Here is a 23301-nt window from a genome sequence, read left to right on the forward strand (position 1 = left end):
CGTACCGGTGTCTACGATGTCCAGCCCGGGTTCCGCCCGCTGAGCCCGATCGCCCGGTCCAGCAGCGAGGCGTCCTGTGGCACCGGGACGATCGGGCCGAAGATGGCGTCCCGGCTCGGATCCTCCGCGGAGGCCTGGAGGAAGTCGTACGACGCCTGGAGCGCGGCGGGGTCCGGGTCGTACGCCTGGCCGGTGGCGCGGGCCAGGTCCCAGCCGTGGACGACCAGTTCGTCGACGGCGACCGCGGCGGCGATCTCTGCGGGCAGGTCGACGCCGCCCGCGCGGGTCATTCCGGTCCAGGCGGCCGGGTCGCGCCAGGCCTCGGCGAGTTCGTCGAGGACCTTGGGGAGTTCCTCGCGCCAGCCGGGGCCGATGTCCGGGACGGAGTCGGTGGGCGGGGTGTCCGTCGTGACACCGAGGTCCTTGCGGGCGGCGTCACGGAAGGCCGCGGAGAGGCCGAGCAGGTGGCCGAGCAGGTTGTGCACCGCGTACTTCGGACACGGCGTGGCGTTTCCCAGCTGATCATCGGTGACGCCCTCGGCCAGCAGGGCGATGACGCGTGTCTGCGGTCCGAGGTCCAGGGGCGGGACGGTCATGCGGTGCTCCTCGTGTTCACGGTGTCGTACGGGGTAGACCGCCCCCGCCCCGAGAACTCATCGCTCGCACGTCCGGGGATCCAGGGAACCTGCCCCATCCCGATGCCGGGGCCTTAGGCCCACGATGACCAGGCATGACGAAGACATGGGCGGTCCTCCACGACCGCAACGCCAGGCTCTTTCTCACCGCGGTGACCGTCTCGGGCTTCGGCACCTCGGCCCTGTGGCTGGTGTCCGGCGTCTGGGTCAAGGACCTCACCGGCTCGGACGGCCTGGCCGCGCTGTGCATGCTCGCGATGTGGGCACCGACCCTGGCGGGCCCGCTGCTCGGCGCACTGGCCGACCGGGTCCCGCGCAAACCCTTGCTGATCGGCGACAGCCTGCTGCTGGCCGCCCTGCTCCCGGTCCTCTTCGCCGTCGACGGCCCCGACCGGGTGTGGCTCGTCCTCACGGTCCTCTTCGTGTACGGCGCCGCAGGCGTCGTCCACGACGCGGCGGAGTCGGCCCTGGTCGCCGGCGCCGTCGCCCCGTCGTTGCTCGGCGGCTTCAACGGGCTGCGGATGGCGGTCACGGAGGGCATGAAGCTGGTGGCGCCGCTGGCGGGAGCAGGGCTCTACGCGGTCCAGGGCGGGCCGGGCGTGGCACTCCTGGACGCGATCACGTTCGTACTGGCCGCGCTGTTGTACGCCGGGCTGCGGGTCCGGGACAGGCGACCGGATCCCCTCGCACCGCCGACGAGCACGGGTGGCGGGGACGAGCCGTCCGGGCGAACGGCGGCCGCGCCAAGGCCACTCAGGCGCGGCCCGACCGCCCCCAGCCGCCGCACGCTGTTCAGGCGCACGGCAGCCGTACCCGAAGCACCCGACCTCAGCCACACCACCCCCGGCCTCAGCCCGGCCACCACCAACCGACGCACGCCGTCCAGGCGCACCCACGTCGGCGCCGGAACCCGCCACATATGGGCCCACCCCATACTTCGTCCCCTGGTCCTGGCCGGCGGCACCACCATGCTCTTCGCCGGGCTCAACGGCGCGCTGATCTACGCCGTGATCGACGGACTCGGCCACTCCCCCGCGTACGCCGGTGCGCTGTACGCCGCCCAAGGCGCCGGTTCCGTGGCGGTGGGGCTGATCTCCGGGCCCGCTCTGCGCCGGCTGGGCGAGCGCCGGTTCGCCGCGTACGGCATCGCCCTGACCGCCGTCGCCGCCGGTTTGCGGGCGATCCCGTCCGACCCGCTGGCCCTCGCATGCAGTGCGGCGATCGGCGCGGGTCTCCCCTGCGTGCTGATCGCCGCGCTCACCGCCGTACAGCGCGAGACGCCGGACGCGCTCCTGGGCCGTGCCGTCGCCACGGCGCACACGCTGGTGTACACCCCGAACGTGCTCGGCCTCGCGGCCGGCGCGGCCCTGGTCGAACTGGTCGACCAGCGGCCGCTGTCGGCCCTCCTGGGGGTGGTCTGGCTGGCCACGGCGGTGCCGTTGTTTCAGAGACCGGCCAGTGCCTCACGGATCGCGTCCAGGTCGCCGTCCGACGCCAACCCCGCGTGATACAGCCGGATCTCGGTCGCGCCCAGCTCCTGTGCACGCGCCACGTCCGCCGCGAGCGTGCCAGGGCTGCCGCCCATCTGCGAGACGACGGGGAAGTTGGCGGCGATCACCGCGTCCTCGCGGGCCCGGGCGAAGGGCGTGAGCAGGTCCGGTCCGCCCGCGCAGGGCACCACGACACCGTCCGCGACGGACAGGATGTGCTCGGGGTCGACACCCGGGTTGGCACCGACGTGGTACGTCACGGGGTCGGCGTGCAGCAGGATCTGGAAGCCCTCGGGAGCGGCCGCGCGGACCGCACGGACCGCCGTCTCCTGGAGCGTACGGGCGATTTCGTCACGCCACGCGCGCGTGGCCGCCGCCGTACCGGCACTGAGCAGCTTCTCGACCCCGGCCCAGCCCCCGTCGTCCGGCGCGCCCTGCCACAGCGGCTCCAGGGCGGCCCGTACGGCGGCGGCCAGCGAGTCGGCGTCCAGCCCCTGCTCGCCGTACCCCTCGCGGCACGTCCCGCAGAAGCAGAGCGCCATGAGGTACATCCCGGCGTCGCCGAGCGGTACCCCGCCGGTCTTGTCGTGGGCGTGCAGATGCTGGAGGCCGTACCAGCCCAGCGACTCCAGTTCGGTGCCGGCCGCGCCCGGGCGCAGCGCCGCCTCGACGGCGAGGTCGATCAGGTACGCGCGTGTGGCGGGCTGTGCGATGCACGGGGCCCACGGGTAGCGGTCGCCGTAGGCGTTGACGACCGAGGTGTCCGGATGTTCGGAGCCCAGGCGGGAGTTGTGCGCGAGGACGACCCAGGTGTGCACGTCGAGGCCCGCCTCGGAGAGCTGCGCGGCCGCCTCGCCGAAGGCGTCGCCGGGGGCCCAGTCGCCGGCCGCGTACGGACGCAGTTCACGCCCTTCCCAGCGTGCGTCCGTCGGATAGAGCACGGACGCGTACTCGGCGGTGACGATGCGGTGGCGCGGGTGGCGGGGGGTCAGGGCGCGGGTGGAGTGGTAGGCGGCGGCGAGGGTCGCCTGCTGTACGCCGAGCCCGGCGATCCGGGTCGCGGCCTCCGGGTCCCCGGTGACGTCCCAGGGGTAGACGAACGTCGACGCCTTCACTGTGCCTCCTCGAGGAGCGCGTATCCGCGCTCGATGATCTCCGCGAGCTGCTTCACATGATCCTCGCCCGGTTCATGCAGCGGAGGGCGGACCTCCCCCACGTCGAGGCCCCGCATCCGGACCCCGGCCTTCACCAGGGAGACCGCGTATCCGCGGCCACGCGCGCGTAGTTCGACGAAGGGACGGTAGAACCCGTCGAGGAGGCGGTCGAGGGTGGCCCGGTCGCCGTCGATGAGCGCGCGGTGGAAGGCGAGGGCGATCTCGGGGGCGAAGCAGAAGACGGCCGAGGAGTACAGGGGGACGCCGATGGCGTGGTAGGCGAGCTGGGTCTGCTCGGCGGTCGGCAGTCCGTTGAAGTAGAGGAAGTCGCCGGGTACCTCGGTACGCACCGCGCTGACGATCCGCTGCATCAGGTCGAGGTCGCCGAGCCCGTCCTTGAGGCCGATGATCCCCTCGGTGCGGGCCAGTTCGACGACGGTCTCCGGGGTGAAGACGGCGTTGTCGCGCTGGTAGACGATCACCGGGAGCGCGGTCGCGGCGGCCACCTCCCGGTAGTGCCGCAGCAGCCCCTCCTGCCCGGCGACGACGAGATAGGGCGGCATGGCGAGCAGCCCGTCGGCCCCGGCCGCCTCGGCGAGCCGCGCGTACCGTACGGCGAGCGCGGTGCCGTATCCGGCGCCCGCCACCACCGGCACCCGCCCCGCCGTCTCCTCGACGGCCGCGCGGACGCACGCCTCGAACTCCTCGGGCGTGAGCGCGTGGAACTCCCCGGTGCCGCAGCACGCGAACACGGCAGCGGCCCCCGCCGCCACACCCTGGCGCACATGCGCGCGGTAGGTGTCGAGATCGACGGAGCCGTCGGCGCCGTACGCCGTGACCGGGAAGAACAGCGGCCCGCTGGGGATGCCGAGTCGGTGGGCGAGGTCGGCAGACGTCACAGGCTCTCCCTAGAACGAGTGGAACGAGAAGGAACTAGAAGGAACTAGAAGGAACTAGAAGGGAACGCGAAGAACGGGCGTGCGGGATTCTGATCGAAGTTTATATTTATGAACATGGGTCGCGCCACCCTTGACGGAGCAGGCGAATGATCCTTAGCTTGTCCACGAATGTGAATACCGTGCACTCATACGGCCGTCGCCCCAAGGAGACCCGAGGATGCCCGCTCCCCGTACCGTTCTGCTCACCGGTGCCGCCGGCGGGCTCGGCACCCTGATGCGGGATCTGCTCCCGGCCTACGGCTACGACCTGCGCCTGCTCGATCTGCGGCCCATCGAGGGCGAGCCGGACGCGGTCGTCGCCGACCTCGCCGACAAGGACGCGGTGCGCGAAGCCGTACGAGGTGTCGACGCGATCATCCACCTCGCGGGCATCTCCCTGGAAGCCCCTTTCGAGAAGATCCTCAAGGCGAACATCGAGGGCACCTACCACCTGTACGAGGCCGCTCACGCGGAGGGCGTCGGACGGATCGTCTTCGCCTCCTCCAACCACGCCGTCGGCTACACCCCCCGCCCCCAGGGCGCCGACCCGCTCATCCCGATCGACACCCCGCGCCGCCCGGACACCTTCTACGGCCTGTCGAAGTCCTTCGGTGAGGACCTCGCGCAGTTCTACTGGGACAAGCACGGCCTCGAGACCGTCTCCGTGCGCATCGGCTCCTGCTTCCCCGAACCGACCAGCGTGCGCATGCTCTCGCTGTGGATGAGCCCGGCCGACGGCGCCCGCCTCTTCCACGCGGCCCTGACCGCCGAGCAGGTCGGCCACAGCGTGGTCTACGGCTCCTCCGCCAACACCCGTCTGTGGTGGGACCTCACCTCCGCGCGGGCGCTCGGCTACGACCCGCAGGACGACTCCGAACCGTACGCGGAGAAGCTGATCGCCGAGCAGGGCGAGCTCCAGGACGGCAACGAGGGGCACGCCTACCTGGGCGGCCAGTTCGTGACGGACCCGCCGATCTGGCCGTACTGACACCCCGAGACGGCCGGGCGGGCACCGAACGGGCCCGCCCGCGGCCGTGTTCGGGCACCGGCGCTGCCCGATCCCACGCCTTTTCGGACGCCCCCGCAGGTCCGAGGCGGTCACTCCGCTCCGCAAACGGGCACACACGGGCAGCATCGGACCCGCAACAGGCCTGGTCAGTCCCCCGCACCCGCTGTAGAACTTCCCTCAAGGGCCGCACCGGGCCCGAACGGGCAGAGCAGCGCGTGCGAGAGGCGGGTGTCGGCCATGGACGCGAGAACCGCGGAGGAACGCCAGCGCGAGATCGTGCGGACCGCGCGTGCCACCGGCTCGGTCGACGTCAACGCGCTCGCCGCCGAACTGGGCGTGGCCAAGGAGACCGTACGACGGGATCTGCGCGCCCTGGAGGACCACGGACTGGTGCGCCGTACGCACGGCGGGGCCTATCCCGTGGAGAGCGCCGGGTTCGAGACCACGCTTGCGTTCCGGGCCACCAGCCATGTGCCCGAGAAGCGCCGGGTCGCGGCCGCCGCGGCCGAGCTGCTCGGGGACGCCGAGACCGTCTTCGTCGACGAGGGCTTCACCCCGCAGCTCATCGCCGAAGCTCTGCCCCGGGACCGGCCGCTGACCGTGGTCACCGCCTCCCTGCCGGTCGCGGGGGCCCTCGCCGAGGCCGAGAACACCTCCGTCCTGCTGCTCGGCGGCCGGGTCCGCCCCGGCACCCTCGCGACCGTCGACCACTGGACGACCAGGATGCTGGCCGGCTTCGTCCTCGACCTGGCCTTCATCGGCGCCAACGGCATCTCACGCGAACACGGCCTCACCACCCCCGACCCCGCGGTCAGCGAGGTCAAGGCACAGGCGATCCGGGCCGCGCGCCGCACCGTGTTCGCCGGCGTGCACACCAAGTTCGGCGCGGTCAGCTTCTGCCGCTTCGCGGAGATCGGCGCGCTGGAGGCGATCGTGACGAGCACGCTGCTGCCCTCGTCCGAGGCCCATCGGTACTCACTGCTGGGACCACAGGTCATCCGGGTCTGAAGGTCGAACTGCCGTGATCAGCGGGCCTTCTGCGCCATGAAGTGCCCTATATATCCCTCTATGTCCAGGAGCGATCCATGCGAACCCAGAGCCGACGACGGCCGCCGCGAGCCACGCTCGCCATGGCCGCCGCAGGGACGCTGCTCGCCCCGCTGCTCTCCGGCTGCTGGGTCGGAGCCGGCGGGGCGGGGTCGGGCGGCGACGCCATCAACGTCCTGATGGTCAACAACCCCCAGATGACCGAGCTGCAGAAGCTGACCAAGGCCCACTTCACCAAGGAGACCGGGATCAAGGTCAACTTCACCGTCCTGCCCGAGAACGACGTCCGCGACAAGATCAGCCAGGACTTCGCCAACCAAGCCGGCCAGTACGACGTGGCCACCCTGTCCAACTACGAGATCCCGATCTACGCCCGCAACGGCTGGCTGCACGAGATGAACTCGTACGTCGCCAGGGACCCGTCGTACGACGAACAGGACGTCCTCGCGCCGATGCGCCAGTCGCTGACCGGCGACGACGGCAAGCTCTACGGCCAGCCCTTCTACGGCGAGTCGTCCTTCCTGATGTACCGCAAGGACGTCTTCGAGCAGAAGGGACTGACGATGCCGGCCCGTCCCACCTGGACCCAGGTGGCCGACCTGGCCGCGAAGGTGGACGGCGCCGAGTCCGGCATGAAGGGCATCTGTCTGCGCGGCCTGCCCGGCTGGGGCGAGGTGATGGCCCCGCTCACCACGGTCGTGAACACCTTCGGCGGCACCTGGTTCGACAAGGGCTGGAAGGCCCGCCTCGACTCCCCCGAGTTCGAGAAGGCGGTGAAGTTCTATGTCGGCCTGGTCCGCGACCACGGCGAGTCCGGCGCCGCCCAGTCCGGCTTCGCCGAGTGCCTCAACAACATGACCCAGGGCAAGGTCGCCATGTGGTACGACGCCACCTCCGCGGCGGGTTCCCTGGAGGCGAAGGGCTCCCCGGTCAAGGGCAAGGTGGGGTACGCCCCCGCCCCCGTCGAGGAGACGAGGTCCTCCGGCTGGCTCTACACCTGGGCCTGGGGCATCCAGGACGCCTCACGCAACCCCGACAAGGCCTGGAAGTTCGTCTCCTGGGCCTCCAGCAAGCAGTACGAGCAGCTGGTCGGCGACCGGATCGGCTGGTCCAACGTGCCGGCCGGCAAACGCGCGTCGACGTACACCAACCCCGCCTACGTCAAAGAGGCCGCCGCCTTCCAGGAGATGACCAAGGAGGCCATCGAGCAGGCCCGGCCGAACGACCCGGGGGTGCAGCCGCGCCCCGCGCCCGGCATCCAGTTCGTCGGCATCCCCGAGTTCACCGATCTCGGCACCCGGGTCTCCCAGGAGATCAGCGCGGCCATCGCCGGACGCCAGTCCGTCGAGTCGGCCCTGAGGAAGTCCCAGCAGCTCGCCGAGAAGATCTCCGAGGAGTACGAGGGACGATGACCGCGACAACCATGGCCCCGCCGGCCACTGAGACCGTACGCACCGCGGACCCGTCGAAGGCCCGCCTCCGCGCCTGGGCCACCCGCGCCCCGCTGCTCCCCGCCCTGATCTTCATGATCGTGGTCACCCAGCTGCCGTTCGTGGCCACGGTGGTGATCTCGTTCTTCGACTGGAACTCCCTCTATCCCAAGGCCCGTCACTTCACCGGCGTCGACAACTACAAGGACGTCCTCACCGACGCGGACCTGCGCCACTCCGTGTGGACGACGGTCCTGCTGACGGTGACGGTGGTCCTGGTCAGCCTCGTCCTCGGACTGCTCCTGGCCCTGCTCCTGGACCGTCGCTTCAAGGGCCGGGGCGTAGTCCGCACCCTGCTGATCGCGCCCTTCCTGGTGGTGCCGGTGGCAGCCGCACTGCTCTGGAAACATGTGCTCTACAACCCCGAATACGGCCTCCTCAATGGGTTGTTGCACTATGTGGGCGGCCCACAGCCGGACTGGATCTCCAACACCCCGCTGCTCGCCGTCGAGGCCTCCCTGGTCTGGCAGTGGACCCCGTTCATGATGCTCATCCTGCTGGCCGGCCTCCAGAGCCGCGACCAGCAGCAGATGGAGGCCGCGCGGGTGGACGGCGCGAGCGACTGGCAGATCTTCCGCTATCTGACCCTCCCGCATCTGCGCAGGTATCTGGAGCTGGGCGCCCTGCTGGGCTCGATCTACATCGTCCAGAACTTCGACGCGGTCTTCACGATCACCTCCGGCGGCCTCGGGACCGCCAACCTCCCCTACACCGTCTACCAGAGCTTCTACCAGGCCCACGAGAACGGCCTCGCCTCGGCCGCCGGCGTCCTGGTCGTCATCGGCTCCATCATCATCGCGACCTTCGCCCTGCGCGTGGTGTCGTCCCTGTTCCGTGAGGAGGTGGGCCGGGCATGAGCACGATCACCGTGAAACGCAAGGGACTTGGCCTGGGTCTGGTGGCCTGGCTGCTGGGAATCGTCTTCTTCCTGCCGATCGCGTGGATGGCCCTGACGTCCTTCCACTCGGAGACGGACGCGGCCACCAACCCGCCCTCCTTCGGCGCCGCCCTCACCCTGGACGGCTACCGCGAGTTCTTCGGCACCGGCGGCGGCGCGAGCCCCTGGCCGGCGCTGATCAACTCGACGGTCGCCTCGCTGGCCTCGACCCTCTTCGTCCTGCTCCTGGCCCTCCCGGCGGCCTACGCGCTGTCGATCCGCCCGGTGAAGAAGTGGACGGACGTCCTGTTCTTCTTCCTGTCGACGAAGATGCTCCCGGTGGTGGCGGGCCTGCTCCCCATCTACCTGTTCGCGAAGAACACCGACATGCTCGACAACATCTGGCTGCTGGTCATCCTCTACACGTCGATGAACCTGCCGATCGCCGTCTGGATGATGCAGTCCTTCCTCGCCGAGGTGCCGGTGGCCGTGATCGAGGCCGCGCGCGTGGACGGCGCCCGTCTTCCGACCATCCTCGCGCGCGTGGTGGCCCCCATCGCCCTGCCCGGCATCGCGGCGACCGCCCTGATCTGCTTCATCTTCAGCTGGAACGAGCTGCTGTTCGCGAGGGTGCTCACCGGCGTGGTGGCCGAGACCGCCCCCGTCTTCCTGACCGGCTTCATCACCAGCCAGGGCCTGTTCCTGGCCAAGGTGTGCGCCGCGTCGCTCGTCATCTCCCTGCCGGTACTCGCCGCGGGGTTCGCCGCCCAGGACAAACTGGTCCAGGGCCTGTCGCTGGGAGCCGTGAAATGAAGGCCGCCGTCATCGAGTCCGTGGGCCGTGCCGTCGTCGCCGAGGTCCCGGACCCGACGCCGGGCCCGCGTGAGGTCGTCGTCGAGGTCGCCGCGTGCGGCCTGTGCGGCACCGACCTGCACATCCTCCAGGGCGAGTTCGCCCCCAAGCTGCCGATCGTGCCGGGCCACGAGTTCGCCGGCCAGGTGGTCGGCGTCGGCACCCAGGTCACCGAGCTCGCGGTCGGCGACCGGGTGGCGGTGGACCCGTCCCTGTACTGCTACGAGTGCCGGTACTGCCGTACGGGCCACAACAACCTCTGCGAGCGCTGGGCCGCGATCGGCGTCACGACGGCGGGTGGCGCGGCACAGTACGCGGTCGCGCCGGTGGCCAACTGCGTACGGCTGCCCGAACACGTCCGTACCCAGGACGCGGCGCTGGTGGAGCCGTTGTCCTGCGCGGTCCGGGGTTACGACGTCCTGCAGTCCCGCCTGGGCGCCCATGTCCTGATCTACGGCTCGGGGACGATGGGCCTGATGATGCTGGAGCTGGCCAAACGGACCGGCGCGGCGAGCGTGGACATGGTGGACGTGAACCCGACCCGCCTGGAGACGGCCCGCAGGCTCGGCGTCTCAGCGTCCGCCGCGAACCCGGACGAGCTGGACCGTCCCCAGGGCTGGGACCTCGTCATCGACGCGACGGGCAACGCGGCGGCGATCCAGGACGGCCTGGACCGGGTGGCCAAGGCGGGCACCTTCCTCCAGTTCGGCGTGGCCGACTACGCGACGCGGGTGACGATCGACCCGTACCGCATCTACAACCAGGAGATCACCATCACCGGCTCCATGGCCGTCCTGCACAGCTTCGAACGCGCGGCGGAACTCTTCGCGACCGGTGTCCTGGACCCGGAGATCTTCATCAGCGACCGGCTGCCTCTGGACCGGTATCCGCAGGCGCTGGAGCAGTTCGCGGCGGGGGTGGGACGCAAGATCGTGGTCGTGCCTTAGCCCCGCTGGGCCATTTGGCCGTCGGGTAAGGGAACGGCAAAGTGGGCCCGATCGTTCACGGGGCATGACAGCTATGACCCCCGGCTCGAACATCCCCCTGTCCGCCGCCCGCGTGACGGTGGACGTCGCCGCGCCCGTGCGGCTGGACGTATCGGGCCTGCTGCTCACCGCCGACGGCAAGGTGCGCTCCGACGACGACTTCATCTTCTACAACCAGCCCTCTGGCCCGGGGGTGACGTACCGCTCGGGCGGCGGTACGGCCCCCGACGCGATCACCGTCGACACGTCGGCCGTACCGCCCGGCATCGAGAAGATCGTCGTCACCGCCAGCCCGGACGCCGCGGGCCAGACCTTCCAGGGCATCGAGCCGACGGCCACGATCCGCAACGCGGACGACAACAGCGTGCTGGCCACGTTCACGCCGCCGCAGCTCGGCACCGAGACGGCGCTGGTGATCGTGGAGGTCTACCTGCGCAACGGCGCCTGGAAGGCCCGGGCGGTGGGGCAGGGGTACGCCAACGGGCTGGCCGGGATCGCGACGGACTTCGGCGTGACGGTGGAGGAACCCGCTCCGACGCCCGCCGCGGCCCCCGTCGCCCCGCCGCAGCCGGTGACTCCGCCGCCGCCCGCGCCGACCGTGCAGACCCCGGTGGCCCCGCCCGCCCCGGCCATGGACCCGCGGCTCGCCGCGTCAGCGCCCGCCGCTCCCCCCGCCCCACCCGCTCCCGGCGCCGGGAAGATCAACCTCGACAAGGGCCGGGTCAGCCTCCAGAAGAACCAGACGGTGTCCCTGGTCAAGGGCGGGCGTCCGCTTCTCTCCCAGGTCAAGATGGGTCTGGGCTGGGAGCCCGCGTACCGGGGCAAGGACATCGACCTCGACGCGTCCGTCATCGCCTACGGGCCGCAGCGCAACCACATCGACAGCTGCTACTTCGGCAAGCTGTCCATCGTCGGCGGCGCGATCAAGCACTCCGGTGACAACCTCACGGGTGAGGGCGGCGGTGACGACGAGGTGATCGTCGTCGACCTCGGCCGGCTCCCCCAGGAGGTCACCGGCCTCGTCTTCACGGTCAACTCCTTCTCCGGCCAGAAGTTCACGGAGGTCGCCAAGGCGTACTGCCGCCTCATCGACGCCGCGAGCGGAGAGGAACTGGTCCGCTTCGACCTCACGAACGCCGAGGCGCAGACGGGCGTGATGATGGCCAAGCTGATCAAGCAGTTCTCCGGCGAGTGGGAGATGACGGCGATCGGCGACTTCGTGAAGTCCCGCACGGTGAGGGGGATGGTGAAGCCGGCGGCACAGGCGCTCTAGTGCACGATGCGGTGCATGGCCAGGCGGTGAGTGGTGGGGGCCTGCGCGGGTCGGTCCCCCGCCGACTGTGTAACTCCGTTGCCCCGGCACCGGCGTCTTCGATCGAATGCCTCCATGACTCATGACGGCCCTGCGGACCATCTGGAGCAGAACCGGCGCTTTTGGGATGACGAGGCGGCTGCGTGGCACGGGCCGCTAGCCCGTGATCACTGGGCGCAGACGGAACCGTCCTGGGGACTGTGGGCCACCCCCGAGTCGCAAGCCTCCGTGCTTCCCGACGGCATCGAGGGAATGCGCGCCATCGAGCTGGGCTGCGGTACCGCCTACGTGTCCGCCTGGCTCGCCAGAGCGGGCGCCCACCCGGTCGGGATCGACCTCTCGGAGAAGCAGCTCGCCACCGCTCGCGCGATGCAGGCGGAGTTCGGCATCGACTTCCCTCTTGTCCTGGGCAATGCCGAGAAGGTGCCCTACGAGGACAACACCTTCGACTTGGCGATCAGCGAATTCGGCGCCTCGTTGTGGTGCGACCCCTACCAGTGGATCCCGGAGGCGGCCCGGCTCCTCGTTCCCGGCGGCCGACTGGCCTTCATGCGCTACTCACCACTGTTCGCGCTGTGCGTGCCGCCCGAAGGACCGGCGTCCACGACCCTGTCCCGCGGACAGTTCGGCCTGACGCGGCTGCACCGGGGATCATACGTGGAGTTCGTCCTGCCGCACGGTGAGATGCTCCGTCTGCTTCGATCCTGCGGATTCGTCGTCGAAGACCTGATGGAGATTCAAGCGCCCCGGCATGCCCACCGGGACTATCCGGAGGTTCCCGCCGACTGGGCCCGGCAATGGCCCAGCGAGGAGATCTGGAAAGCGCGGCTGGCCGGCTGACCCACGACCGGCTACGCCCGCAGCCCCTCCGTGAGCAGGGACAGGTACCGCCGGATGGACTCGCCCCCGCCGTCCGCCAACTCCGCCGCGCCGACGACCCCGTGCGCCAGCCGAAGCAACTCGATCGGCTCGACATCCGCCCGCAGCGTCCCCTCGGCCCGCGCCGCCTCCACGAGCCGCGTCGCCGCCCCCCGCACATGCGTCCCGCACACCGTGAGCACCGCGTTGCTCGCGTCCGCCACCGCCGACCCCAGCAGCGTCTTCAGCCCCCGCACCTGAATCGTCCCCACGCACAGCTCGTACAGCCACTCCGCGAGCGCTTCCCCCGGCGGCAACTCCTCCGCGAGTTCGTCGGCCCGGCGCGCGAACCCCTCGACGCGATCCACGTACGCCGCCTCCAGCAGGGCCTGCCGCGTGGGGAAATGCCGGTACAGCGTCCCGGACCCCACACCGGCCCGCTTGGCGATGTCGTCCAGCGACGCACCCTCCCCATGCTCGGCGAAGGCCTCGGCCGCCACCTTCAGCAACCGCTCGTAGTTGCGCCGAGCGTCCGCGCGCATGGGCCTGACCGGCGTCATCCAGACACTCCTTGCGAACCGGAGACTCTCTCCGCATGGTACCGAACCCCGGCCTGTCCCCTCAGGGCAGTCGGCCGGAGGCGTGAAGCGCGTCGAAGACCATCTGGTCCACGGCCGAGACCCGCGCACGATCGCCGTAGCCGAACCAGTCCGACTCCTCGATCTCCATCGAGGCAACCAGCGGACCGGTGTACTCGGCGGTGTAGCAGATCATCCGGAACTCGGTGCGTCCGTCGTCCCTCCGCGTCTCGAAGGTGCCGACGTGCACCATCGTGGCCGTATCGACCCGGGACCGGAGTTCTTCGGCGATCTCGCGCGCCAGGGTCTCGGCATCGGACTCACCGGGCTCCCGCTTCCCGCCCGGGAAGTAGAAGACATCCACACCACGGCAGCGGGTCACCAGCACCCGCCCGTCACGCACCAGAACCCAGGCCACCTTCTCCGGAACGCCCTCGCTCTTCCCCATCCCGGGACCCTACCCACCCGCACCGACACAAAGGCCCGCGAAGGTGACTTCCCGTACGCGTTCACATCTTCGTCGCCCCCGCCGCCAGATCCCGCAGAAAGTGCCGTGCGCCGATCAGGAAGACGACGATCAGCATGCGTTGGCCGCCCCGTTATGTTTTCCGCGGTCCTGCAAGAGGGCCGCTGGCCTCCGGGCCCGGCATGACTGTTGCCCCCTGTCGAAGGCATGACCTGGGGGGTGTCACCGGGCCCGGGAGGTGCCGTCGGAGACGCTGATGAGAGGTCCGGCCACCGCCCGGTCCGTCGCAATGCCGGACAGCTCGCGGTCAGCGTCCTGTTCGCCAAGCTCCGAGACGGCACCTTCTACGAATCCCGCACGCCCGCGGACGTCGAGCTCCCCGCATGACCCCAGCAAGACCGAATCACCCCAAACCCGACAGGGGTGCCTTGATGAAGGACATAGAGGCACCCCCCGGGATGATCAGCGCCTTCAGCGTGCCCGCCCAGTCGAACTCGACCGTGGTGACGAACTGTGGCACTGGCGCCAGCTGCGACGGGATCATGTCCGCCACCATCAGTAGAAGGGGAAGAGGGAGACCAGCACCCCCAGGAGCAGGGCAACCCGTACCAGCACCCCGGTCCGCCTGCTGCCGGCGCCGATCGCGAGGCCCGCGTCGGAGTTCGTGTGCTCAGCGGCCATTGCGGCCTCCCTTGTGCAGCAGCGGGATACCGCGGCGGTTGTCGCGGTCGCCCCCGGACACCAGCCGCCAGCTGATGACGGCGAAGACCGCGCTCAGCGCGAAGAGGATCCAGCCCATCGCGGCGCCGTAGCCGAACTGGAGGTCGTTGAAGGACTTCTGCCACAGATAGAGCACGATCGTCACGGTGAAGATCTGGAGGCCGCCGATGGTGGAGGTGATGATGGCGAACAGGATCACCGGCCTGAGATGCGGCACGACGACCCGGAACAGCATCTGACGGCTGCTCGCCCCGTCGACCCGGGCGGCCTCGAAGGGCTCGTTCGTGAGGGCCGAGCTCCGGTGCCGCCCTCAGGCGGGGTGCGTCTCGTCGACCACGTATCCGCGCCGTTTGTCCACCACGTTGCGCAGGGGTCGGCCCTCGAGGTGCCGGGTGAGGTTGTCGAGGAACACCTCGACGAGCGCCTCCCGTTCGCTGGTGGTCTCGCCAGCCGTGTGCGGGGAGATCATCACGCCGGGCATGTCCCACAGGGGTGATTCGGCAGGCAGCGGTTCCTGGGCGAACACGTCCAGGGCCGCGCCGCCGAGCCGTCCGGCGGCGAGGTGGTCGATGAGCGCCTCCTCGTCGACGAGTCCGCCCCGGCCTACGTTGATCAGCCGTGCCCCCGGCTTCATGGCGGCGAGCACGGGGGCGTCGACCATGCCCCGGGTGCCCTGGGTGAGGGGTGCGGCCAGGACGACGTAGTCCGCTTCCGTCAGGGCGGAGCGCAGGGTCGGCGCACCGTGGACCGTGCCGAAGTCGGGGTCGGCCGTGCGGGCCTTGCGGCCCGCGCCGCACACCCGCATCCCGACGGCACGCAGCAGCCGGGCGATGGCCCTGCCGATCGGCCCCGTCCCCCAGACCAGCACGGTGCGTCCGGTGATGCCGTCGCTGGGGCGCGGACGCCACTCGCGGCGCCGCTGGTGCTCCCAGGTGCCGGGGAAGTCCTTGGCGAGGGCGAGGATCAGGCCGAGGACGTACTCGGCGGTCGGCTGGTCGTAGACCCCGCGGGCGTTGGTCAGGACAACGCCCGGATCGTCCACCAGGGCGGGGAACAGGAAGGAGTCCACGCCCGCTGAGGCCGCGTGGACCCAGCGGGGTGCCTTGTCCGGGTTGCCGGGCCAGGCCTCGCGGATGGCCGGGGTGATGGTGACCCAGGCCAGGAGGGCGTCGGCGCCGGGGAGGAGGTAGGGCAGTTCCTCCTCCGTGGCGTAGACGGTGTCCGCGAGGCGTTCGATGAGTGCGGTGGCGGGGGGCCGGTTGCCGCGGTAGAGGACGACGAGTCGCTCGGGCATGTCAGGCTCCGACGGGCACGGCTATGTACTTGTACTCCAGGAACTCGTCGATGCCGACGCGTCCGCCTTCGCGGCCCAGGCCGGACTGCTTGACACCGCCGAAGGGCGCGGCGGGGTTGGAGACCAGTCCGGTGTTGAGGCCGATCATGCCGCTTTCGAGGCGTTCGCTGACGCGCAGGGCACGGTCGAGGTTCTGGGTGAACAGGTAGGCGGCCAGGCCGAATTCGGTGTCGTTGGCGGCGGCGACGGCCTCGTCCTCGGTCTCGAAGGTACGGATCGCTGCGACCGGACCGAAGATCTCGGTGTCGATGATCGCGGAGTCGGGGGCGATGCCGGTGAGGACGGTGGGCGGGTAGAAGCAGCCCGGCCCCTCGGGGAGTTCACCGCCGGTCAGGACGGTGGCGCCGCGCTTGACGGCGTCCCGCACCAGGTCGTGGGCCTTGCTGCGGCCGGCGTTGTCGATGAGGGGGCCGACGTCGGTGCCGGGCTCGGTGCCGTCGCCGACGGTCAGGGCGGCCATGCGGGCGGCGAGGCGGGTGGCGAACTCCGCGGCGACGGAGGTGTGGACGTAGATGCGGTTGGCGGCGCAGCAGGATTCGCCCATGTTGCGCATCTTGGCGACCATGGTGCCTTCGACGGCGACATCGAGGTCGGCGTCGTCGAAGACGATGAGGGGGGCGTTGCCGCCCAGTTCCATCGAGGTGCGGATGACGGTGTCGGCGCACTGGGCCAGCAGGATCCGGCCGACCTGGGTGGAGCCGGTGAAGGAGAGTTTGCGGATCTGCCCGCCGCGCAGGAGGGGTTCGACGACGCCGGCGGCGTCAGTGGTGACGACGATGTTGAGGACGCCGCCGGGCAGACCGGCTTCCTTCAGGATCGCGGCGAGGGCGAGGCTGGTCAGGGGGGTCTGGGGGGCGGGTTTGAGGACGATGGTGCAGCCGGCGGCGATGGCGGGGCCGATCTTGCGGGTGCCCATGGCCAGGGGGAAGTTCCAGGGGGTGATGAGCAGGCAGGGGCCGACGGGCTGGCGGGTGACCAGCAGGCGGTTCCTGCCGTCGGGGGCGGTGGTCAGCCCGCCGTCGATACGGACGGCCTCCTCGGAGAACCAGCGGAAGAACTCCGCGCCGTAGGCGACTTCGGCACGCGCCTCGGCCAGGGGCTTGCCCATCTCCAGGGTCATCAGCAGCGCGAGGTCCTCGGTGCGCGCGATGATGACGTCGTAGGCGCGGCGCAGGATCTCGCTGCGCACCCGGGGCGGAGTGGCGGCCCAGGCGGCCTGCGCGGCGACCGCCGCCTCGACGGCACGCCGGCCGTCGGCGGGTGAGGCGTCGGCGACCTGGCACAGTTCCTCGCCGGTGGCCGGGTTGTCGACGGACAGGGTCCGGCCGGACTCGGCGTCCTGCCAGTCACCGCCGATGAACAGTTGCTTGGGAACATCACGGACGACAGTCATCGTGGGTATCTCCTTGGATGTGTGGTGAGGGGCTGCCGACCGGTCAGCGGATGCGGTCCAGCGTCTTGTAATAGGCGCCCGCGAAGGGCAGGAACCAGGCAGTGCCGTTGTAGAGGGGGATGCGCGGCGGGGCCAGGTCGCGGACCGGGCTGGCCTCGGGGTGGCCGTCCAGCACCTCGGCCATGACCTGTCCCATGTGCGTGGCCATCTGCACGCCGTGGCCGGCGTACCCCATGGAGTAGTGGACGCCGTCCTCGGTCTGCCCGGCGTGCACGATGCGGTCCCTCGCGAAACCGACGGAGCCGCCCCACACGTACTCGATCTTGGTCCGGGAGAGCTGGGGGAAGATCTCGCACATGTCACGGAACAGGACGGCTGCGCTCTTCTTGTCCGAGGTGGGGTCGGACGGTGCGAAGCGGGCGCGGCCGCCGAACAGCAGCCGGTTGTCCGGGGTGAGCCGGAAGTAGTGGCAGACCTTGTTGGAGTCCACGATGAGGCGGGCCTTGGGGATGATGTCCCGGGCGAGTTCCTCGCCGAGCGGCTCGGTGACGATGATGAAGCTGCCCACGCAGACCTGTTGGCGGCGCAGCCACGGGAAGTTCTTGTCGGTGTAGGCGTCGGTGGCCATCATGACCTGCCCGGCACGGATGACACCGCGCTCGGTGCTGACCTCGAACCGGCCGGCGGCGGTACGCCGCACGCCGATGGCCGCGTTGCGCTCGTGGATCTCGACACCGGTGCGCTCGCACGCCTCGGCCATGCCGCGCACGAAGCGGCCGACGTGCAGTGCGGCGCTGAACGGGTCGAGCAGGCCGCCGTGGTAGGCGTCGGAGCCGATCTCGGAACGCAGCTCGGACTTGCCGACCAGAGTGGTCTCGTGTCCGAAGTACTTGGCCAGGTCGCGCTGTTGGGCCTTCTTGCCTTCGAAGTGGGCGGGGCGGGATGCGACGACCAGGCGTCCGACGCGACGGAACTGGCAGTCGATGGACTCCTCGTTCACGAGCCGCTCGACGGTGTCCACGGCCTTGCCGTAGGAGTTGTAGATCTCGCGGGCGCGTTCGAGTCCGTACCGGCGGATGGCCTGGCGTACGCCGATGGTGAAGCCCAGGTTGGCCATGCCTCCGTTGCGCGCGGAGGCACCGGAGCCGATCTGGCCCTTCTCGAGAAGGGTGACGCGGGCGCCCTTGCGGGCGGAGTGGAGGGCGGTGGACAGACCCGTCAGGCCGGCGCCGACGACCACCAGGTCGGTGTCCTCGGTCAGAGGCTTGCCGGAACGGTCGGGAAACACCCCAGCCGTTTCTATCCAGTAGGGAATCGTCTTCATTTCGGGTCCTCTGCGGGGAAGTTTCGAAGTGGCTCAGGTGAGCGGTTCGACGGGGAGGGCGTGCCGGCCGTCGCGGTGGCCGCCGAGTTTGCGGACCAGGGCGACCAGGGCGAGGGCCAGGACGGCCAGGGCGATGAGGACGGCGCTGACGGCGGTGACGGTCGGGTCGACGTCGAACTGCAGGGCGTTGAAGACCAGGACCGGCAGGGTGCGGGTGTCGGGGGTCGACAGGAACTGGGCGATGAAGAACTCGTCGAAGCTGGTGATGAACGAGAACACCGCTGCGGCGATCAACCCGGGTGTGGCCAGAGGGAAGGTGATGCGCCGGGCGATGGTCATCCGGTTGGCGCCCATGCTGGCGGCGGCGTCTTCGAGCCGTTCGTCGATACCCCTCAGCGTGGAGATCATGATGAGGATCGCGATGGGCGCGGCGAGCACGGTGTGGCCCAGAGCGATGGCCAGCGGGCTGCCGAGCATGCCGGCCGGTTCGAAGAACAGGAACAGGCCGAGCGCGATGACCACTTGGGGGATGAGCAGCGGAGCCAGCACCAGCCCGTAGACCGCCGTGTGCAGGGGCAGTCGGCCGCGGGCCAGGGCGGTGGCGGCGGTGGCACCCAGGATGAGGGAGAACACGGTGGTCAGGGAGGCGATGAGGCTGGACAGGGCGATGGAGGTGGCCCAGTTGCCGCCGGGCGCGGCCATCTGCTCGTACCAGTGGGTGCTGTACTCCTTGGGTGGGAAGGTGCCGATGCCGTCGGCGCCGAAGGAGGTGACCAGGATGATGACGATGGGCATCGCCAGGAACAGCAGGATCGCGGTGGCGCTCAGGGCGCGGCCGATGTGTCCGGCCCGGGTGGCGGGCAGTTCCATCATGAGCCGCTCCTTCGTGCGGCCGCCTTCTTGCGGCGGAGCTTGGCCAGGCCGAGCACGCCCAGTCCGGCGAAGGTGAGCAGAAGCAGGATGACGCCGAAGGCGGCGGCGGAGTTCCACTGGTCCTGCTTCATCACCTGCTGGTCGATGAGCGCGGCGACGACGGTCTGCTTGTCGCCGCCCATCAGGGCCGGGGTGATGTAGTAGCCCAGGCACAGGATGAAGCTGAGCAGCCCCGCGGTGCCGATCCCGGGCGCCACCAGCGGCAGGTAGATCCTGCGGAAGATCGTCAACCGGCTCGCGCCGAAGCCGGCCGCCGCGGCCAGGAGCCGGCCGTCGACACCGCGCATCACGCCCTGCAGGACCAGGACCGTGTAGGGCAGCATCACCGAGGTGGTGCCGATGACCACGCCGATCTCGTTGTAGAGCAGCGGGAACGGGGCCCCGGGCATGTGCAGGGACGTCAACAGCGTGTTGATCAGGCCGTGGTCACCGAGCATGATGATCCAGCCGTAGGTGCGCACGAGGGCACTGATGAAGTGCGGCACCACCACGATCAGCATGGCCAGCGCGGCGAAGACGGGCCGCATCCGGGCGATGGCGTGCGCCAGGACGAAACCCACCAGCAGACTGAGCACCGCGGTCTCCGCGGAGATCCGCAAGGTGGAGAGCAGTACGGACAGGTTCACGCCGCTGAGGGCGTCGGCGTACCAGTGCAGGGTGAAACCGCCGGTGTCGCCCTTGAGGCTCAGCGAGAGCACCCCGATGATCGGGTACACGAACAGCACCAGCAGGAACACCGTGACGGGGACGGCGTTGACCAGGGCGATCCGGGAGCGGTGCCCGCGCATCGCGGACGTTTTCACACGCACCTTGCCGGGTGCGAGAGCGGTGCCGGCCACGGCTCACCCCCCGTCCGTCGCGTCGAAGACGCTGACGTCGTCCCGGTCGGCGGTGACACACACCCGCTCGCCGGGACGTGGCGGGACGGCGGCGGTCTCGATCCGCAGCGGCTGCGTCCCCGGAGCGGCACCGTCCAGGCGCACGGTGATCCGGGTCAGCGAGCCGACGTAGACGGCCGTCTCGACCGTGCCGGAACAGCAGCCCTCCTCGGCGCCGACCAGGCGCAGCTTGCCCGGCCGCACCGCAGCCCGCACGCTCTGTCCGGGCACGCAGGGGTGGGCGCGGGCCGTGAGCACGCCCCCGGTGTCGAGGCGTACGCGGGTGCAGTCGTCGCCCCCGCCGTCCTCGGCCCTGCCGGTGAGGAAGTTGGCGGCGCCCAGGAAGTCCGCGACGAACGGGGTGCGGGGGCGTTCGAACAGGCCGCGGGGAGTGTCGAACTGCTCGATGCGGCCGTCCTTCATGATGGCGATCCGGTCCGACAGGACCAGCGCCTCCTCCTGATCGTGCGTCACGTAGATGACAGTCAGGCCGAGTTCGCGCTGGATGGACTTGATCTCGGTCTGCATCTGGTCGCGGAGCCTCTTGTCCAGCGCGCCCAGCGGTTCGTCCATCAGCACGATCGGCGGACGGTAGACCAGGACCCGGCACAGGGCGACCCGCTGCTGCTGACCACCGGAGAGCTCACGGGGCTTGCGGCCGGCGAACTTCGACAGGCCCGCCGCCTCCAGCGTCTCCCCCACCCGGCGGCGGATCTCCGCCTTGTCCACCCCTCGCAGCTGCAGGGGGAAGGCGACGTTCTCGGCGACCGTCATGTGCGGGAAGAGCAGGTACTGCTGGAAGACGAAACCGAAGTCACGCTTGCCCGGATTGAGTTGGGTGATGTCCCGGCCGTCGACGGTGATGCTGCCGGAGTCGGGCTCGGTGAACCCGGCCAGCATCATCAGCGTGGTCGTCTTGCCGGAACCGGACGAGCCGAGGAAGGTGACGAACTCACCCGCCGCGATCTCCATGTCCACGCCGTCGACCACCGTCGTCCCGCCATAGGACTTGGACAGCCCCGTCACCGACAACGACTTGCCCGTCGGTGCGGAGGAGCGAGGGGCCAGGGCAGCGGCGAGGTCGTCGGCGGAGAGCTCTGCAACGGTCAGACTCCGGGTCCGCTCAGGCATCGGCCCACTCCTGCCAGCGCTTGGTGACGGCGTCACGGTTCTTGTCCCACCAGGCGGCATCCGCGTCGAACCCGATCTTGAGGTTCTGCGGCGAGGTCGGCAGCGTGGCCAGGACGTCCTCCGAGATCAGCTTGGTTGCCGCCGGGACGACCGGGCCGCCGGTGGGGCTGAGCTTGGCGAACGCCGCCTGCACCTCGGGACGCAGCGAGAAGTCGATCAGCTGGTAGGCCGCGTCCGTGTTGCCCGCGCCCTTCGGGATGCCCCAGCCGTTGGTCATCCTGCGGGCGCCGTTCCACTGGTAGGCGACCGGCTGCCCCTGCTTGATCAGTTCATCGGCGCGGCCGCCCCACAGGGAGGTCATGACGACCTCCTTGCGGCCGAGCAGGACGGCCGGCAGGGCGCCGGTGTTCCAGAACTTCTTCACGTCTCCGCGGATCCGCGACATCGACGCGAACGCCCGGTCCACGTCCAGCGGGTACAGCCTGTCCAGCGGAACCCCGTCGGCCAGCAGCGCGAACTCAAGCTCCGGCAGGTCGGCCTCCGCGCTCTGCAGGGAGCGCGGACCGCTGAAGGAGTGCGTGTTCCAGAAGTCGGCCCAGCTCTTCGGGGCACGCTTCAGGCTGTCCGTGCGGTACGCCATCACGCTCGCCCACACGTTCTTGCCGACCGCGTGTGCCGGCAGGTTGTGCTCCGCGATCCCGGCGCCCTTGACACTCTTCAGCCGGTCCTGGTCCACCGGCTCCAGACACTCCAGCCCCGCCATCTTCTGGAAGTTCAGCAGTGTGTTGTCCATCAGGTCCACCTGCGGACGGCCCTGCTTGACCTGGGCGATGATCTGCGCCGACTGGTAGTTGACCGTCGTGACCGTGATGCCGGTCTCCTTGGCGAACGGCTCGTAGATCGCCTCGGTCAGAGCGTCGTTGTAGGCGCCACCACTGTTGCTGACGACGAGCCGCTTCTTGGAGCCGCCCGAGCCGCGGCTTTCGCTGCTGCCCATGAGGGTGCCGCAGCCGGTCACCACGGTGGTGGCGGCCAGCGCGCCTGCGGTGCGGAGTACGGTTCTGCGGCCTATCCGGTTGGCTTCCATCGGGCGCCTCCTGGTGAGGGTCTGGATTCGGGGGAACGGAAAACGCTGGGGTGGGGGGTCCTTCGGGGCTGTCCGTGCGGGACGGTGTGCGTCGTGATTCAGATGCCGAGCATGGTGTTGAGCTCGTCCAGGGACTTCACCGGCACGTAGTCGTAGCCGTGGGTGACCGGGTCGCAGCCCCGGTCCAGGAGGATCAGGTTGCGGAAACCCATGTCGTGCATCGGCATCAGGTCGTAGCGGGTGTGCGAGGAGACGTGCACGAAGTCCTCGGGGGACGCGTCGAGCTGGTCGAGCATGTACTCGAACGCGGCGTACCGGGGCTTGTAGTAGCCGGCCTGCTCCGCGGTGAAGACCGCGTGGAAGTCCGCCCCGAGCCGGGGCACGCTCTCCTCCAGGAAGGCGTCCCCGGCGTTGGAGAAGATCACCAGCTTGTAGTGCTCGCCCATCTTCTTCAGCGGTTCCGGCACGTCGGCGTGCGGGCCCCAGCTGCGCACGCCGTCGGCGAACCGCTTGCCCGCGTCCGGCGCCGCCTTCACACCCCACTTGCGGCAGACCCTCTCGAAGGAGTCCTGCAGCACCTGCTCATAGGGGTAGTACTCGCCGCGGACCTGGTCGTAGCGGTAGCCGCGGAACTCCCGGACGAACTGGTCCCAGTGCTCGGCCGGGATCTGGTCGCCGACGAGTTCACGCGTGATGGGGGTCATCGGCCACTCGATCAACGTGCCGTAGCAGTCGAACGAGACGTACTTCGGCCGGAACTGAAACGACGGAATGGGCATGGAAGAACTC

Annotated in this window: 24 protein-coding genes and 1 pseudogene; 9 read left to right on the forward strand and 16 right to left on the reverse strand. The window is 70.0% G+C overall.

What is annotated here, in order from left to right:
• Nucleotides 1–11: 11 nt before the first annotated feature.
• Nucleotides 12–596, reverse strand: coding sequence for a TIGR03086 family metal-binding protein (locus QF027_RS12070; RefSeq protein ID WP_306983284.1), 585 nt, complete (start codon nucleotides 594–596; stop codon nucleotides 12–14).
• A gap of 134 nt (nucleotides 597–730) precedes the next feature.
• Here QF027_RS12070 and QF027_RS12075 point away from each other — a divergent pair, with 134 nt between their 5' ends.
• Nucleotides 731–2143 carry an MFS transporter gene (locus QF027_RS12075; protein ID WP_307074431.1) on the forward strand — a complete coding sequence of 471 codons (1413 nt, stop codon included), beginning with the start codon at nucleotides 731–733 and terminating at the stop codon, nucleotides 2141–2143.
• Here QF027_RS12075 and QF027_RS12080 read toward each other — a convergent pair.
• Nucleotides 2080–3240 carry a hypothetical protein gene (locus tag QF027_RS12080; RefSeq protein ID WP_306983280.1) on the reverse strand — a complete coding sequence of 387 codons (1161 nt, stop codon included), beginning with the start codon at nucleotides 3238–3240 and terminating at the stop codon, nucleotides 2080–2082. The two genes, QF027_RS12075 and QF027_RS12080, sit on opposite strands and share 64 nt — an antisense overlap.
• Nucleotides 3237–4178, reverse strand: coding sequence for a 5-dehydro-4-deoxyglucarate dehydratase (locus QF027_RS12085; protein ID WP_307074433.1), 942 nt, complete (start codon nucleotides 4176–4178; stop codon nucleotides 3237–3239). Before QF027_RS12085 ends, QF027_RS12080 begins: the two co-directional genes overlap by 4 nt.
• 217 nt (nucleotides 4179–4395) lie before the next feature.
• On the opposite strand from QF027_RS12085, the gene QF027_RS12090 reads away from it, so the two are divergent.
• The 8 genes from QF027_RS12090 (at nucleotide 4396) to QF027_RS12125 (ending at nucleotide 12630) form a co-directional block, all read left to right on the forward strand.
• Nucleotides 4396–5205 (forward strand): NAD-dependent epimerase/dehydratase family protein, encoded by an 810-nt coding sequence (locus QF027_RS12090; protein WP_306983278.1) that lies wholly within the window; start codon nucleotides 4396–4398, stop codon nucleotides 5203–5205.
• Nucleotides 5206–5463: 258 nt separating this feature from the next.
• Nucleotides 5464–6234, forward strand: a complete 771-nt coding sequence (locus QF027_RS12095; RefSeq protein WP_306983276.1) for a DeoR/GlpR family DNA-binding transcription regulator — start codon at nucleotides 5464–5466, stop codon at nucleotides 6232–6234.
• Nucleotides 6235–6311: 77 nt separating this feature from the next.
• Nucleotides 6312–7685 (forward strand): ABC transporter substrate-binding protein, encoded by a 1374-nt coding sequence (locus QF027_RS12100; RefSeq protein ID WP_306983274.1) that lies wholly within the window; start codon nucleotides 6312–6314, stop codon nucleotides 7683–7685.
• Nucleotides 7682–8620 carry a carbohydrate ABC transporter permease gene (locus tag QF027_RS12105; RefSeq protein ID WP_059206220.1) on the forward strand — a complete coding sequence of 313 codons (939 nt, stop codon included), beginning with the start codon at nucleotides 7682–7684 and terminating at the stop codon, nucleotides 8618–8620. The genes QF027_RS12100 and QF027_RS12105 overlap by 4 nt, the downstream gene beginning before the upstream one ends.
• Entirely contained in the window at nucleotides 8617–9453 is an 837-nt protein-coding gene (locus QF027_RS12110; RefSeq protein ID WP_306983271.1) for a carbohydrate ABC transporter permease, read from the forward strand. Before QF027_RS12105 ends, QF027_RS12110 begins: the two co-directional genes overlap by 4 nt.
• Nucleotides 9450–10439 carry a zinc-dependent alcohol dehydrogenase family protein gene (locus QF027_RS12115; RefSeq protein WP_306983269.1) on the forward strand — a complete coding sequence of 330 codons (990 nt, stop codon included), beginning with the start codon at nucleotides 9450–9452 and terminating at the stop codon, nucleotides 10437–10439. The genes QF027_RS12110 and QF027_RS12115 overlap by 4 nt, the downstream gene beginning before the upstream one ends.
• A gap of 73 nt (nucleotides 10440–10512) precedes the next feature.
• Nucleotides 10513–11751, forward strand: a complete 1239-nt coding sequence (locus tag QF027_RS12120) for a TerD family protein (protein WP_307082346.1) — start codon at nucleotides 10513–10515, stop codon at nucleotides 11749–11751.
• Nucleotides 11752–11865: 114 nt separating this feature from the next.
• Nucleotides 11866–12630 carry a class I SAM-dependent methyltransferase gene (locus tag QF027_RS12125; protein WP_307074434.1) on the forward strand — a complete coding sequence of 255 codons (765 nt, stop codon included), beginning with the start codon at nucleotides 11866–11868 and terminating at the stop codon, nucleotides 12628–12630.
• Between the two features lie 11 nt (nucleotides 12631–12641).
• On the opposite strand, the gene QF027_RS12130 is transcribed toward QF027_RS12125, so the two are convergent.
• From QF027_RS12130 to QF027_RS12190, 13 genes and pseudogenes are all read right to left on the reverse strand, one after another.
• Nucleotides 12642–13208, reverse strand: coding sequence for a TetR/AcrR family transcriptional regulator (locus QF027_RS12130; RefSeq protein WP_307074436.1), 567 nt, complete (start codon nucleotides 13206–13208; stop codon nucleotides 12642–12644).
• A 61-nt stretch (nucleotides 13209–13269) separates the two neighbouring features.
• On the reverse strand, nucleotides 13270–13674 hold the full coding sequence (locus tag QF027_RS12135) for an NUDIX hydrolase (RefSeq protein WP_306983263.1): 405 nt from the start codon (nucleotides 13672–13674) through the stop codon (nucleotides 13270–13272).
• A gap of 421 nt (nucleotides 13675–14095) precedes the next feature.
• Nucleotides 14096–14236 carry a hypothetical protein gene (locus tag QF027_RS12140; protein ID WP_307074438.1) on the reverse strand — a complete coding sequence of 47 codons (141 nt, stop codon included), beginning with the start codon at nucleotides 14234–14236 and terminating at the stop codon, nucleotides 14096–14098.
• 11 nt (nucleotides 14237–14247) lie between these two features.
• Nucleotides 14248–14373, reverse strand: a complete 126-nt coding sequence (locus QF027_RS12145; RefSeq protein ID WP_307074440.1) for a hypothetical protein — start codon at nucleotides 14371–14373, stop codon at nucleotides 14248–14250.
• Nucleotides 14363–14689 (reverse strand): annotated as a pseudogene (locus QF027_RS12150) (carbohydrate ABC transporter permease); the annotation flags it as partial. The pseudogene QF027_RS12150 and the gene QF027_RS12145, both read right to left, overlap by 11 nt.
• A gap of 33 nt (nucleotides 14690–14722) precedes the next feature.
• A complete protein-coding gene (locus QF027_RS12155) occupies nucleotides 14723–15706 on the reverse strand; it encodes a D-2-hydroxyacid dehydrogenase (RefSeq protein WP_306983260.1) in 984 nt (327 codons plus the stop codon).
• 1 nt (nucleotide 15707) lies between these two features.
• Nucleotides 15708–17159: an NAD-dependent succinate-semialdehyde dehydrogenase gene (locus QF027_RS12160; RefSeq protein ID WP_307074442.1), complete on the reverse strand. Its 1452-nt coding sequence runs from the start codon at nucleotides 17157–17159 to the stop codon at nucleotides 15708–15710.
• A gap of 43 nt (nucleotides 17160–17202) precedes the next feature.
• Nucleotides 17203–18483, reverse strand: a complete 1281-nt coding sequence (locus tag QF027_RS12165; protein ID WP_307074444.1) for an NAD(P)/FAD-dependent oxidoreductase — start codon at nucleotides 18481–18483, stop codon at nucleotides 17203–17205.
• A gap of 33 nt (nucleotides 18484–18516) precedes the next feature.
• Nucleotides 18517–19356, reverse strand: a complete 840-nt coding sequence (locus tag QF027_RS12170; protein ID WP_307074446.1) for an ABC transporter permease — start codon at nucleotides 19354–19356, stop codon at nucleotides 18517–18519.
• A complete protein-coding gene (locus tag QF027_RS12175; protein WP_306983252.1) occupies nucleotides 19353–20255 on the reverse strand; it encodes an ABC transporter permease in 903 nt (300 codons plus the stop codon). Before QF027_RS12175 ends, QF027_RS12170 begins: the two co-directional genes overlap by 4 nt.
• 3 nt (nucleotides 20256–20258) lie before the next feature.
• Nucleotides 20259–21425 carry an ABC transporter ATP-binding protein gene (locus QF027_RS12180; protein ID WP_306983251.1) on the reverse strand — a complete coding sequence of 389 codons (1167 nt, stop codon included), beginning with the start codon at nucleotides 21423–21425 and terminating at the stop codon, nucleotides 20259–20261.
• A complete protein-coding gene (locus tag QF027_RS12185; protein ID WP_307074448.1) occupies nucleotides 21418–22512 on the reverse strand; it encodes an ABC transporter substrate-binding protein in 1095 nt (364 codons plus the stop codon). The genes QF027_RS12180 and QF027_RS12185 overlap by 8 nt, the downstream gene beginning before the upstream one ends.
• A gap of 98 nt (nucleotides 22513–22610) precedes the next feature.
• The gene (locus tag QF027_RS12190; protein WP_306983247.1) at nucleotides 22611–23291 is read right to left on the reverse strand and encodes a haloacid dehalogenase type II; all 681 of its coding nucleotides are present in this window, start codon (nucleotides 23289–23291) and stop codon (nucleotides 22611–22613) included.
• Nucleotides 23292–23301 lie beyond the last annotated feature (10 nt).

The sequence above is a fragment of the Streptomyces canus genome, assembly GCF_030816965.1.
GTDB lineage: Bacteria > Actinomycetota > Actinomycetes > Streptomycetales > Streptomycetaceae > Streptomyces > Streptomyces canus_E.

What these genes read in the sequence shown, in the direction of transcription:
- QF027_RS12070 (WP_306983284.1), bottom strand. Translation starts at nt 596, where the DNA reads ATGACCGTCCCGCCCCTGGACCTCGGACCGCAGACACGCGTCATCGCC.
- QF027_RS12075 (WP_307074431.1), top strand. Translation starts at nt 731, where the DNA reads ATGACGAAGACATGGGCGGTCCTCCACGACCGCAACGCCAGGCTCTTT.
- QF027_RS12090 (WP_306983278.1), top strand. Translation starts at nt 4,396, where the DNA reads ATGCCCGCTCCCCGTACCGTTCTGCTCACCGGTGCCGCCGGCGGGCTC.
- QF027_RS12095 (WP_306983276.1), top strand. Translation starts at nt 5,464, where the DNA reads ATGGACGCGAGAACCGCGGAGGAACGCCAGCGCGAGATCGTGCGGACC.
- QF027_RS12100 (WP_306983274.1), top strand. Translation starts at nt 6,312, where the DNA reads ATGCGAACCCAGAGCCGACGACGGCCGCCGCGAGCCACGCTCGCCATG.
- QF027_RS12105 (WP_059206220.1), top strand. Translation starts at nt 7,682, where the DNA reads ATGACCGCGACAACCATGGCCCCGCCGGCCACTGAGACCGTACGCACC.
- QF027_RS12110 (WP_306983271.1), top strand. Translation starts at nt 8,617, where the DNA reads ATGAGCACGATCACCGTGAAACGCAAGGGACTTGGCCTGGGTCTGGTG.
- QF027_RS12115 (WP_306983269.1), top strand. Translation starts at nt 9,450, where the DNA reads ATGAAGGCCGCCGTCATCGAGTCCGTGGGCCGTGCCGTCGTCGCCGAG.
- QF027_RS12120 (WP_307082346.1), top strand. Translation starts at nt 10,513, where the DNA reads ATGACCCCCGGCTCGAACATCCCCCTGTCCGCCGCCCGCGTGACGGTG.
- QF027_RS12125 (WP_307074434.1), top strand. Translation starts at nt 11,866, where the DNA reads ATGACTCATGACGGCCCTGCGGACCATCTGGAGCAGAACCGGCGCTTT.
- QF027_RS12130 (WP_307074436.1), bottom strand. Translation starts at nt 13,208, where the DNA reads ATGACGCCGGTCAGGCCCATGCGCGCGGACGCTCGGCGCAACTACGAG.
- QF027_RS12135 (WP_306983263.1), bottom strand. Translation starts at nt 13,674, where the DNA reads ATGGGGAAGAGCGAGGGCGTTCCGGAGAAGGTGGCCTGGGTTCTGGTG.
- QF027_RS12140 (WP_307074438.1), bottom strand. Translation starts at nt 14,236, where the DNA reads ATGATCCCGTCGCAGCTGGCGCCAGTGCCACAGTTCGTCACCACGGTC.
- QF027_RS12145 (WP_307074440.1), bottom strand. Translation starts at nt 14,373, where the DNA reads ATGGCCGCTGAGCACACGAACTCCGACGCGGGCCTCGCGATCGGCGCC.
- QF027_RS12155 (WP_306983260.1), bottom strand. Translation starts at nt 15,706, where the DNA reads ATGCCCGAGCGACTCGTCGTCCTCTACCGCGGCAACCGGCCCCCCGCC.
- QF027_RS12160 (WP_307074442.1), bottom strand. Translation starts at nt 17,159, where the DNA reads ATGACTGTCGTCCGTGATGTTCCCAAGCAACTGTTCATCGGCGGTGAC.
- QF027_RS12165 (WP_307074444.1), bottom strand. Translation starts at nt 18,483, where the DNA reads ATGAAGACGATTCCCTACTGGATAGAAACGGCTGGGGTGTTTCCCGAC.
- QF027_RS12170 (WP_307074446.1), bottom strand. Translation starts at nt 19,356, where the DNA reads ATGATGGAACTGCCCGCCACCCGGGCCGGACACATCGGCCGCGCCCTG.
- QF027_RS12180 (WP_306983251.1), bottom strand. Translation starts at nt 21,425, where the DNA reads ATGCCTGAGCGGACCCGGAGTCTGACCGTTGCAGAGCTCTCCGCCGAC.
- QF027_RS12185 (WP_307074448.1), bottom strand. Translation starts at nt 22,512, where the DNA reads ATGGAAGCCAACCGGATAGGCCGCAGAACCGTACTCCGCACCGCAGGC.
- QF027_RS12190 (WP_306983247.1), bottom strand. Translation starts at nt 23,291, where the DNA reads ATGCCCATTCCGTCGTTTCAGTTCCGGCCGAAGTACGTCTCGTTCGAC.